The organism is Chryseobacterium sp. OSA05B (assembly GCF_019970065.1).
In the GTDB taxonomy this organism is placed as follows: domain Bacteria; phylum Bacteroidota; class Bacteroidia; order Flavobacteriales; family Weeksellaceae; genus Chryseobacterium.
The window spans coordinates 872,324-884,657 of sequence record NZ_JAHXYH010000001.1 but is presented as its reverse complement, the minus strand read 5'-3'; the positions used below and the strand labels follow the sequence as shown (position 1 = coordinate 884,657).

Sequence of the window (12,334 nt, the reverse complement as noted above, 5' to 3'; positions counted from 1 at the left end):
TAAATTATGGCAATACTTAAAGAAATAATTGAAAAACTTAATCCTTTAAGGATAATAGGAAATACAGAAAAGAATGTTATCAACGCTATTCAGTTAGATGCAGATAACCAGAGAGATGATGTACTGATGTGGGTATCTCCTAAGTTTAGTGACCGATTGAAAAATATTTCTAAAGGTATTATTTTATGTGGGGAGTTTCCGGATGAATATATCAGTGAAGGCTGCACTTACCTTTTATTTGAAAATCCCAGACTTGCGTTTCAGAAAGCACTGACTGAATTCTTTATGCCTGCCAAAAAAACAGGTATTGCAAAAACAGCCATCATTGGAGATCATGTTAAAATAGGACAGCATGTTTATATCGGTGAATATGCCGTTATAGAAGATAACTGCGTTATCGGAGACCATACCGTGATCGATCATCATACAACGCTTAAAAGCGAAACTATTGTAGGAGAACATGTTATTATCGGAGCAAATAATACCATCGGAAGTGTTGGATTCGGATATGAGAAAGATGAAACCGGTGAATATGTTTTTATTCCTCATATAGGAAATGTGGTTATAGGAAATCATGTAGAGATAGGAAATAATACATGTATCGACAGAGCAGTATTGGGAAGCACTATTCTTATGGATAATGTCAAGGTAGATAATCTGGTACATATTGCTCATGGTGTAAAAATCGGTAAAAACAGCCTTATTATTGCCAATGCAATGGTTGCAGGAAGTGTGGAGATCGGAGAAAACACATGGGTAGCACCTTCATCATCTATCCTTAATCAGAAGAAAATAGGAAATGATGTTACTATTGGCTTATCTGCAGTGGTAGTAAAAAATGTGGAAGATGGGCAGACCGTTATAGGAAGCCCGGCAGAGGAAATTTCTGTGGCTTTGGCTAAGAAAAAGATTATGAATGAAAAATTATTTAAATAGGTTTGAGTTTTAGAAATATAATAAGCAGGATACAATCCAATACATTCTTTAAGAATGTTGCAATATTGGCTAGTGGTACGATCATTAGCCAGGCAATTGTAGTTGCATCTTCGCCTCTTCTCTCCAGATTGTATTCTGTGGAGGCTTTTGGCTTGCTTTCTCTTTTTACAAGTTATATGGTGATTTCTGCAGTCGTTTCTACAGGAAGATATGAACTTGCAGTGGGATTGCCGGAAAAAGATACTGATGCTAAGAAATTATTTCAGCTTATATTATATATTGGTTTTTTTATTTCGGCTATATATCTGGGAATAATTACACTGCTAAAGGAGCTCCTAGGACAGCATGTCGATCTTCAGATTTTTAAATACTGGTGGATTTATCTGGCTCCGATCTATATATTTTTCATAGCTGTTTTTTCTGGAGCTCTTTATTGGCTTCAGAGAAAAAAAAAATATAAGAAGATCACTATTGCGAATGCCATTCAGGTTATTTTCACAGCATTGTGCAGTATTGTTTTTGGCCTTTTTCATCGAACTGAAGGAATGATTTTATCACTGATATTAGGAACAATAATCTCAAGTCTTTATATTGTGGTTTCTGAAAAAGATCTGAAAAAAGATCTGTTTGTATTTACAGATATTAAATCGGTTGCAAAACAGTATAGCTCTTTTCCCAGATACATGCTTTTTTCAGATTTATCATTAACTGCCAGTCAGCAGTTTATTCCTATTTTATTTTCTGCTCTTTACAGTACTACTGTTGTAGGCTTTTTCTCTATGGCTAATAGAATGTTGAGGCTTCCCAATATTGTCATAACAACAGCTATTGGAAATGTTTTCAGAAATGACGCTATTGATGAAATCAGGAAAAATGGGAATTGTGAAAATCTTTATAAATCTACATTTAAAAAGCTTGTGGCAATGTCTTTTCCGATTTACCTTTTTTTATTTATAGTCTCGCCTTATCTTTTTGTTATTGTATTTGGGCAAAAATGGTATGATGCAGGTATATTTGCAAGAATTTTGTCAGTACTTCTGCTTGTAGAGTTTATTTCTACTCCACTTAATGTATTGTTTAATATCAGGGAAAAACAGAAAATTCTTATGAGACTTCAGTTTTTGAATGCAGTTGCAGGAGGGATCATGATTTTTTTAGGATTTAAAGTCTTTAATAATGCATCTGTATCTCTTATTTTATTTACTTTAAATTCACTACTTTTTAATATTATTTTTTTAGTATTATCATATAGAATTGCCAAACAAAAAACGTTTAATTTCAATTAATGAAGATAAAAAGTTTAAAACCCGAACTTAGATTTAATTTAATTATCTCTTCTTTGATATTCAGCGTCCTGCTGGGAATCGGATTTCTTTCATATCTGGAACCTACCTGGGGATATTTTGGCTTGGAAAAAGATGAGCCAACTATAAAGTTGTGGGGCTTTTACATTCTTTTTGCAGTACTTCCTTCTTTTTTTCTTCCAAAAGAAATTGTAAGACCAAGTATGTTTGGCCTTTGGGTACTTTATATACTTACCTATATACCTATGATTACGGGTGCATTTTTTGATAAACAGATATTGTTTGATCAAAAACTCATTGTCTGTTTAAGCTATTGTGTAGGATTTATGTGTCTATGTATTTTTTATGCAGTGAAACTTTTTAGGCCCAAACCATTCAACATTCCACACCGTCTTTTCTGGACTCTTTTTTATTTTGTGGTTTTTTCGATGCTTATCTATATTGTTTTCTTGTACCGGAACAGTTTAACGTTTGTAAATATATTCTCATCCGATGAAGTATATGAAACTCGTTTTGCGGGACAGGAAATCCAAGAACAGTCAGCTTTTGCAGGGCATATTATATTATGGCTTAGTAATGCGTTTTTCCCATTTATTTTAAGTGTAGGGCTTATTCAGAATGATAAATCGAAAAAAATAATAGGTATTGGAGGTCTTATCATTTTATATATGACTATGGCTAATAAACAGTATATTTTCTCTATTGTACTGATTTATCTTATTTACAAATTATTTGCATCACAGGATAAGAGAAAAATTTTTAAATTTTTTAAATTTCTTATTATACCCACTGCTGTGTTATTATTCTTTAATGAATTTGTTGATGTTAAAATAGTTAATGATATTGTTTTTGCGCTTTCGGGTATTTTTCTGTTCAGAACATTATATACAAGTACATTAATGTCTGTATATTATAATGTGTTTTTTGAAAACCATCCACATACCTATTTTAGTCACGTTTCGATTATTAATAAAGTAGTAGAATATCCATACAAAGAGCAACTGGGAATTGAAGTAGGAACCTATTTTATTGATATTGATAGATTTAATGCCAATGCTAATTTTTTCATTACCGATGGACTTTCTTCAGTAGGATATCCAGGAGTCATTATCATGGGTATTTTCGGGTCTTTTATATTTTATTTATTCGACTCATTTTCAACCAATAGTAGCAAAATTTTAGGTATACTGCTTATTACGGTTTCCTGTGTTGCCTTAATGAATGTATCTATGTTTACAACTTTAATTTCAGGGGGATTATTATTTTTCATGTTTTTACTTAATAATAATAATATAATTAAAAAATAATGAAGATTCTTATGTTGTGTGAGCTCTATATAGAAAATTTAGAGTATCAAGAAAATCTTTTAGTAAAATATTATAAAAAGCATGGGCATGAAGTTACTGTTATTACTTCTACCTATGAAAATGTATTTGATTATTATAATAATGTCCATGATAATTCAAAGCCGGAAAAAGTATATTACGATCATGGAGCGAAAATCATAAAATTACCTTTTAAGTTTAATTTTGGAGGTAAAATAAAAAAGTATCCAAATATTAGTCATATCGTCGAGGAGTTTAAGCCGGATCTGCTGTATATTCATGATATTATGCCTAATATGCTAGAAATGCTGGACTACAAAAAAAGAAATCCTCATGTAAAAATGATTATGGATTATCATGCAGATTATAGTAATTCCGGGAATAATTGGTTATCCGTACATGTACTTCATAAAATTATAAGAAGGAAAGTCTATCTTGATCCTGTAAGAAAACATATCACGAAGTTTTTCCCTATAATACCTGCAAGTGGAACTTTTTTAACAGACTTATATGGTGTTCGTAAAGAACAAATGGAAGTTCTTCCGTTGGGTGCTGATGTGGATCGTGTTCAGGAAGTTAAAAAAAGTGGTAAAAGAGTTGAAATAAGAGAGCGCTATGGCATGAAGGATCACCAGAAATTAATATTTTCCGGAGGTAAGTTCACTGAATTAAAAAGAATTCATCTGCTCCTGGAAGCCTTTAATGATATTAATGACCCGGATCTTCATCTTATTATAGTAGGAGATGCTGACGCTGCCAATCAAAAATATAAAGAAGTATTACAGGCTTTGGCTGCCAATAATCCCAATATTCATTTTTCAGGATGGATCAGTAATAATGAAGTATATGAATACTTATCTGCATCAGATCTGGCAGTATTTCCTGCTAGCCAGTCAATTGTTTGGTTGCAGGCCATAGCATCAGAACTTCCTTTAATCATTGGAGATTTCGGAGGGCAATCTCTTGATTATATCAATGAGTTTGGTGCAGTACTTGAAATGAGGCCAAATGAGATTACTAAAGAAAACTTAATTAATTATATAAAAAGTATAACATTAGATAATCAAGCTTATAACAGGATGAAAGAAGCCTCAATAAAAACAAGAGATAAATATTTAGACTGGAATTATTTAATTAATCGCACTTTTGTATAATTTTATATGTAAAATAAAGATCATAAATTTAAATGGAAAAAAAAGATATTTCATACCAGATTTGCACAAAAACAATTATGGATACTACAGATCCTAATATTGTTTTTAATGAAAAAGGAGAAAGTGATTATTATATCAATTATAAAGAAAGTATTCTACCCCATTGGCATACAGATGAAAGAGGGCTTAGAGAACTTGAGCAGGAAGCAGAGAAAATAAAAAAAGATGGTAAAAACAGAGACTTTGATTGTATTATTGGACTAAGCGGTGGACTGGACAGTTCCTATGCAGCCTATGTAGCCAAAGAGATAATGGGATTACGTCCACTTATTTTTCACGTAGATGCAGGGTGGAATACAGACAGAGCTGTAAGTAATATTGAAAAACTGGTTAACGGGCTGAATTTGGATCTTTATACTGAAGTGATCAACTGGGAAGAAATGAAAGACCTACAAGTTGCATTCTTGAAATCTCAGATTGCAGATCAGGACATGCCGCAGGATATTGCATTCTTTTCGGGTCTTTATAAGTTTGCCAAAAAAAATAAAATAAAATATGTTCTAACAGGTGGGAACTTTTCTACCGAATGCTGCCGTGAGCCTGAAGAGTGGGGAGCATATCCAGGAATTGATAAAACCTTAATCTTGGATATTCACAAAAAATTCGGAAAAAGAGATCTTAAAACTTTTCCGATCGTAGATATTATGAGCTATAAACTGTATTACAAATATGTTTTGGGAATGCAGGTATATAAGCCTCTGAACTGTCTGCCATATATCAAAAAAGATGTTGAACAGTTGTTGTTAGACAGATATGGATGGGAGAGTTTCCAACATAAACACCACGAATCAAGATTTACCAGATTCTTCGAAGATTATTGGATGCCAAGAAAATTTGGATATGAAAAGAGAAAAGCACACTTTTCAAGTCTTATATTAACAGGGCAGATGACAAGAGAAGAAGCGTTAGAGAGGGTTTCAAAACCTGAACTTTCTGATGAATTTTTACAAAAAGAATTTGAATACGTAGCACATAAATTAGACCTTACTACCGACGAACTTCAGACCATATTTGAAGGTGAAAACAAAACATACCACGATTACAAGAATAAAAGACAACTTATTGGGCTTGGTGCAAAATCCATGAAAGTATTGGGGTTAGAAAAAAGATTATTTAGATGATAACACTTATTGATTATGGGGTAGGAAATATCAATGCTTTTGTAAACGTATATAAAAGGGTTGATGTTCCTGTAAAAATAGCCAAAACTAAAGAAGATCTGGAAGGAGCAGAAAAATTGATTCTTCCGGGAGTAGGGCATTTCGACCACGCAATGACTCAGCTGAATAACTCTGGAATGAGAGATAAGCTCGATGATCTTGTGCTTGGACAGAACATTCCCGTTATTGGAATATGTGTAGGAATGCAGATGATGGCTAATAACAGTGATGAAGGAAAATTAGACGGTCTGAAATGGATCGACGCTTCCGTGAAAAAATTTGACGAAACAAAAATTCATCAGGTAACAAGACTTCCGCATATGGGATGGAATGATGTAAAACCCGTTAAAGATCTTGAGCTGTTTAAAGGGCTTGAAACTGATTCTATTTTTTACTTTCTTCATACTTATTATTTTCACTGTAACAATCAGGAAGACATCATGGCTATTACAGATTATGGAGGTGAATTTGCTTCGGCTGCCCATCATGAAAATAAGTATGGAATACAGTTTCATCCCGAAAAAAGCCATCATTATGGCGAAATCTTATTACACAACTTTTCAAAATTATAATCACAAATGCTGAGGCCTAGAATTATACCGAGTCTTTTGATCCAGGATAATGGACTTGTAAAGACTGTCAATTTTAAGAATCCAAAATACGTCGGTGATCCCATCAATGCCGTGAGGATATTTAACGAAAAGGAAGTCGACGAACTTGCCATTTTTGATATAGATGCTACAGCAAAAGGCCTTGAGCCAAACTATAGCCTGATTGAAAGAATAGCGAACCAGTCCAGAATGCCACTTTGCTATGGAGGAGGAGTGAAAACAGTGGAACAGGCCCAAAAGATTTTTGGACTTGGAATTGAAAAAATTGCACTTTCTTCCGCTGTACTTCAAAATCCACAACTTATTACTCAGATCGCAGAACGTGTAGGTTCACAAAGTGTGATCGTAGTCCTGGATGTAAAGAAAAAACTTTTTGGAGGATACGAAGTATATACCCACAATGGTAAAAAATCTACGGGAATAGATCCGTTTAAATTTGTTGAAGAAGCACAAAAGCTTGGCGCTGGTGAAATAGTCATTAATTCTATAGATCAAGACGGCGTTATGAAAGGCTATGATATGGCTTTAATTAATAAAGTGCGTGAAAAGATTTCACTTCCTCTTACCGTTTTGGGAGGTGCAGGTACTTTGAATGACGTGAAACAGGTTATCGATAAACATGGTATAATAGGAGTCGCAGCAGGAAGTTTGTTTGTATTTAAAGGAGTGTATAAGGCTGTTTTAATAAATTATCCTACTTTTGAAGAAAAGGAAAAATTAATACAGAAATAGAATAATAAGCATCACGGAAACAGAAATATTAAAAACGCATATGCAGATAAAAGATAAGATACTTCTTATTACAGGAGGAACAGGTTCATTTGGAACTGCCGTATTAAGAAAGTTTATAAATACAGATCATTTTAAAGAAATTCGTATCTTTTCCCGTGACGAAAAGAAGCAGGACGATATGAGAAATCAGTTTAAAAATGATAAACTGAAATTTTATATTGGAGATGTTAGAGATTATAAAAGCATAGAATCTGCCATGAGGGGGGTTGATTATGTATTTCACGCTGCTGCACTGAAACAGGTTCCATCCTGTGAGTTTTTCCCAATGCAAGCTGTAAAGACAAACGTAGAAGGTACACAAAATGTGATTGATGCCGCCGCTATAAATAAAGTGAAAAAAGTTATTTGCTTAAGTACAGATAAAGCTGCATATCCCATCAATGCGATGGGGATTTCTAAAGCGATGATGGAGAAAGTAGCAGTTGCCGCTGCTCGAAATCTTGATGAAACTGTAGTATGCCTTACAAGATACGGAAATGTGATGGCGTCCAGAGGGTCCGTTATTCCATTGTTTATCAAGCAGATCAAAAATGGAGAAGCATTAACTATTACTGATCCTAATATGACTAGGTTTCTGATGTCTTTAGAGGAAGCTGTGGATTTGGTATTATTTGCTTTTGAACATGGAAATCCTGGAGATTTATTTGTGAATAAAGCTCCAGCAGGGACTATTGGAGAACTTGCTCAGGCATTAAAGGAAATGTTTAAGGTAGATAACCCAATAAAAATCATCGGAACCAGACATGGTGAAAAACTTTATGAAACACTCTGTACCCGTGAAGAGATGATTAAAGCTGAAGATATGGGCGATTTTTACAGAATTCCTGCAGATAACAGAGATCTGAATTATGCCCAGTATTTTTCCGAAGGTATGAGTGATATTTCTAAAATTGAAGATTATCATTCACATAATACTGAACAACAGGATGTAGAAGGTATGAAAAAACTTTTGCTGAAACTTCCGTTAATAAGAAAAGAAGTTTTCGGTGAAGATACAATGCAGTACCCTGATTAATCTGTCGCAATCTATTTAATATATAAAAATCATTATGTGAAATGAAAATATCAATAATAACGGATTTTTATGGAAATGATTTGACTTATATTGAAAATGAATTAGCCAAACAGTACACAAAATTTGGGTTTGAGGTTTTTATAATATGTTCTGTTACTGATAATCCTTTTGATTTTTACAGTCATAATTATTATGAAGGTAAAAAGTCTTCAATTGAAGTGCATGATGGGATAAAAATATACAGACAGCCTTATAAGTTAAATATAAAAAAGCGAATTAAGAGTTTTGAAGATGTTTACAATATCCTTTGTTCTGAAAAACCTGATTTCATTTTTTTTAATGGTGTTCATCTGAATCTTAGAGATGCTGCTCGATATAAAAAAAAGAAAGAATGTAAGATTATACTGTATTCCGAGACTGATTACAGTAATTCTGCACAAAACTGGTTATCGTTGAATATCCTTCATAAGGTAATCTGGAAAGCTGTTTTAAATCAGTATAAAAAAAATATTTATAAAATATTTTTTGCTACCCCAGCTAGTTCAAAGTTTTTGAAGGAAGTTTATGATGTACCTTTTAATGAAGCTGAATTGCTTCCTTTGGGATGTGATTGCAATATTTCGGATGATATTATAAATACAGTGGACAGGGATGCGGTCAGAAACAAATTAAACATTGGCAGTAATGATTATGTTTTGATTACAGGTGGTAAACTGGAAATCAGAAAAATGACGGAAATTGCGATTGAAGCAGTAAAGATTTTAAATAGAAAAGATGTTCATTTAATAGTTTTTGGAGCTCCTGCCAATGGCTCTGAGGAATATTTTAGAGAACTTGAAAAAAGTGCATACGGACATCAGATCCATTTTACCGGATGGCTGTCTTCCGATATGTTCTATCAGTATATGGCAATTTCAGATGTAGCCGTTTTTCCGGCAAGCCAATCCGTTTTATGGCAGCAGGCGATAGGGATGCATCTACCATTGATTGCAGGAGATGCAGGAGAACAGGATATGTCTTATCTTAATTTTAATGAAAACATTATTAAGATTGATAAAGATAATATTGTTCCAATTAAATTTGCTGAAACCATTGAACAGTTAATTTCTATTCCGGGACAGCTGAATAAAATGAAAAAAGGTGCTGAAAAAACAGCAAAGGAAAATTTAAGTTACGAAATTATTGCAAGAAAAGCAATCGGTAACCCTATTTCCTGATTAATATAATTTAAAAATGCAAATAATGTATGCTCTTAACCGCTCTGAATAGTAAAAAAATTATGATAACGGGAGGAATGGGATTCATCGGACACAATTTAGTGAAGGCCCTAATCGACCGTTTTGATTGTTCTGTAGTTATCATAGATGACTGTTGTAACAGTAGTTCCGATGTATTATCAGACTATATGCATAAAATTGTTTTTTTTAAAACCGATGTATTAAATATTGATGATTATTCAGAACATATGGATGACTCAGATTATATATTTCATTTAGCATGCTCACCTATAACTGTATCTGGAGAAAATCCAGAACATGATCTTAACGTAAACGCGCTAAGTACATTGAGAATATTGAATTACCTTAAAGATCATAATCCGGACAAACTTAAACGATTTGTTATTGCTTCCTCATCCTCAGTATACGGCAATATGGATGGGTATGATATTCCATTTAATGAAGAGGTCTCTCCAAAAATTGTGAGCAATTATGCCGCAACAAAACTTTTAAGCGAGCATTATACTATGATGTATGCAGAAAAGTATAAAATACCTGTGACTATCTTAAGATATTCAAATGTGTATGGTTATGGTCAATCCTTTGATAAAGAGCACTGTGGTGTTTTAGGCAGATTTATACATAGAGCACTTACAGGGGATAGTTTAGAGGTTTTTGGAAACGGAAGTCAAACAAGAGATTACACATTCATTGATGATGCAGTAAATGCCACTATTTTATCATCAGTATCAGATGTAGCAATGAATGAAATATTTAATATAAGTACTGGCCATGAAGTCTCTATCAATACTCTTATTTCAATTTTAAAAATACATCTTCCGGACTTAATGGTTGAAGAGCATCCCGAAAGAGAGATTGATAATATCAAAAGAAGAGCGGTAAGTCCGGAAAAAGCAAAACAACAGCTTAAATGGTCTCCGTCCGTAGATATTGAGGCGGGAATTAAATTGACGGTGTATTGGTATAAAAAATACATTGATGACCATAAAAATTGAAAGTAATTAACCTCAGAAAATATTGAAAAAATCACTCTAAATCTTATGGAGATACCTGAATTGATTATAGGTGGGAAATATTCTGATGAAAGAGGCAGCCTGTTTTTCAACAACAATTTTAATGTAGCCGCTATCAAAAGAATCTATTTTATAGAAAATGCAGATACGGAATTGATCAGAGGATGGACCGGCCATAAAATTGAGCAACGCTGGTTTTCAGCGACACAGGGAAGCTTTTTTATAAGATTAATAAAAATCAATAACTGGGAAACGCCCGCTGCAAAATCCGAAATACTGGAATTTGAAGTCAATGCAGACAGTCTCGATGTACTTTATATGCCTAAAGGATATGTAAGTGCAATACAGGCGAAAACAGAAGGAGCAAAACTGCTGGTGATGGTAGATCATGCTTTGGGAGAAGTTGATGATGACTATCGGTTTCCGGTGGATTATTTTAAAAAATTATCATAATGAAGAAAATAGGAATTACCGGGCAGAAAGGTTTTGTCGGTTCGCATTTATACAATACATTAGGCTTAAGACCGGAAGATTTTGAAAGAGTAGACTTTGAAAAAGAATACTTCGAAACTCCTGAAAAAATGGATGAATTTGTAAAGCACTGCGACGTAATTGTTCACCTTGCGGCCATGAATCGTCATCCCGATCCTGAAATCATTTATGAAAGCAATGTAGAACTGGTAAAAAAACTGGCTGACTCTCTGGAAAGAACTGGCTCTAAAGCTCACGTACTCTTTTCATCTTCATCTCAGGAGGAAAAAGACAATCTCTACGGGAAATCTAAAAAAGAAGGCCGTGAAATCCTTGCCGACTGGGCGAAAAAATCGGGAGGAACATTTACAGGAATGATCGTTCCCAATGTCTTTGGACCTTTCGGGAAACCTAATTACAACTCATTTGTAGCTACTTTCTGTTACAAGCTTACCCACGGAGAAACTCCTTTGATTGATAAAGATGGCGAAGTAAAGCTGATTTATGTGGGAGAACTTGTTCAGGAAATTATCTGTCAGATAGAGACCGGAGAAACCAGGAATGCCTACGAAGTTTCCCATACATCCGTTAATAAAGTTTCGGAAGTACTGGCCAAACTGGAAAACTATAAAAAACTGTATTTTGATAATGGCGAAATTCCGGTATTGGAGTCTAAATTTGATTTAAACCTTTTCAATACATTCCGTTGTTATTTTGATATTAAAAATCATTATCCAGTTCAATTTACACAACACACAGATCCAAGAGGTGCTTTTGTTGAGGTGATAAGACTGGGAATCGGAGGACAATGTTCATTTTCCACTACAGTTCCGGGAATTACACGCGGAAACCATTTCCATACAAGAAAAGTAGAAAGATTTGCAGTGATTAAAGGAAAAGCCCTGATTCAGCTGCGCAAAATAGATACCGATGAAGTTCTTGATTTTTATCTGGACGGAACGGAACCTGCTTATGTAGATATGCCGGTCTGGTACACCCATAATATCAAAAATATAGGGGATGAAGAATTATATACCATCTTCTGGATCAACGAACCTTTTAACCCGGAAGACGCAGATACTTACTTTGTAGAAGTTTAGTTTAAATGAATAAAATAGTGAACCTGAAGGCTCTGTCAGCTAATAATCTTGAAACCTATTTCTTGGTTATGACACTGTTTGGATATATTTTTTGTTATGTTGATCCTTACCCTTCAGATACAATACCTCACTTTTTTAATCTATTAATTCGGGGG

The 12,334-nt window shown here is 33.8% G+C and carries 12 protein-coding genes; all 12 read left to right on the top strand.

The features are described from left to right. The first annotated feature begins 6 nt into the window (after positions 1 to 6). Positions 7 to 936, top strand: coding sequence for a UDP-3-O-(3-hydroxymyristoyl)glucosamine N-acyltransferase (locus LC419_RS03960; protein WP_223606126.1), 930 nt, complete (start codon positions 7 to 9; stop codon positions 934 to 936). Between the two features lie 2 nt (positions 937 to 938). Beyond that, complete coding sequence (locus LC419_RS03955) at positions 939 to 2,222, top strand: lipopolysaccharide biosynthesis protein (RefSeq protein ID WP_223606125.1); 1,284 nt, start codon at positions 939 to 941, stop codon at positions 2,220 to 2,222. After that, a complete protein-coding gene (locus tag LC419_RS03950; RefSeq protein ID WP_223606124.1) occupies positions 2,222 to 3,547 on the top strand; it encodes a hypothetical protein in 1,326 nt (441 codons plus the stop codon). Before LC419_RS03955 ends, LC419_RS03950 begins: the two co-directional genes overlap by 1 nt. Next, on the top strand, positions 3,547 to 4,719 hold the full coding sequence (locus LC419_RS03945; protein WP_223606123.1) for a glycosyltransferase family 4 protein: 1,173 nt from the start codon (positions 3,547 to 3,549) through the stop codon (positions 4,717 to 4,719). Before LC419_RS03950 ends, LC419_RS03945 begins: the two co-directional genes overlap by 1 nt. Positions 4,720 to 4,751: 32 nt before the next feature. After that, positions 4,752 to 5,900, top strand: coding sequence for an N-acetyl sugar amidotransferase (locus LC419_RS03940; protein WP_223606122.1), 1,149 nt, complete (start codon positions 4,752 to 4,754; stop codon positions 5,898 to 5,900). Further along, the gene (hisH, locus tag LC419_RS03935) at positions 5,897 to 6,511 is read left to right on the top strand and encodes an imidazole glycerol phosphate synthase subunit HisH (RefSeq protein ID WP_223606121.1); all 615 of its coding nucleotides are present in this window, start codon (positions 5,897 to 5,899) and stop codon (positions 6,509 to 6,511) included. Before LC419_RS03940 ends, hisH begins: the two co-directional genes overlap by 4 nt. 6 nt (positions 6,512 to 6,517) lie before the next feature. Beyond that, entirely contained in the window at positions 6,518 to 7,282 is a 765-nt protein-coding gene (locus LC419_RS03930; protein ID WP_223606120.1) for an AglZ/HisF2 family acetamidino modification protein, read from the top strand. A 40-nt stretch (positions 7,283 to 7,322) separates the two neighbouring features. After that, positions 7,323 to 8,357: a polysaccharide biosynthesis protein gene (locus tag LC419_RS03925; RefSeq protein WP_223606119.1), complete on the top strand. Its 1,035-nt coding sequence runs from the start codon at positions 7,323 to 7,325 to the stop codon at positions 8,355 to 8,357. A gap of 41 nt (positions 8,358 to 8,398) precedes the next feature. Then, entirely contained in the window at positions 8,399 to 9,574 is a 1,176-nt protein-coding gene (locus LC419_RS03920) for a glycosyltransferase family 4 protein (RefSeq protein WP_223606118.1), read from the top strand. Between the two features lie 62 nt (positions 9,575 to 9,636). Next, positions 9,637 to 10,590 carry an NAD-dependent epimerase/dehydratase family protein gene (locus LC419_RS03915; RefSeq protein WP_262901687.1) on the top strand — a complete coding sequence of 318 codons (954 nt, stop codon included), beginning with the start codon at positions 9,637 to 9,639 and terminating at the stop codon, positions 10,588 to 10,590. 45 nt (positions 10,591 to 10,635) lie between these two features. Beyond that, positions 10,636 to 11,061 (top strand): WxcM-like domain-containing protein, encoded by a 426-nt coding sequence (locus LC419_RS03910; RefSeq protein ID WP_223606116.1) that lies wholly within the window; start codon positions 10,636 to 10,638, stop codon positions 11,059 to 11,061. Continuing rightward, positions 11,061 to 12,179, top strand: coding sequence for an NAD-dependent epimerase/dehydratase family protein (locus LC419_RS03905; RefSeq protein ID WP_223606115.1), 1,119 nt, complete (start codon positions 11,061 to 11,063; stop codon positions 12,177 to 12,179). The genes LC419_RS03910 and LC419_RS03905 overlap by 1 nt, the downstream gene beginning before the upstream one ends. Positions 12,180 to 12,334: the final 155 nt, after the last annotated feature.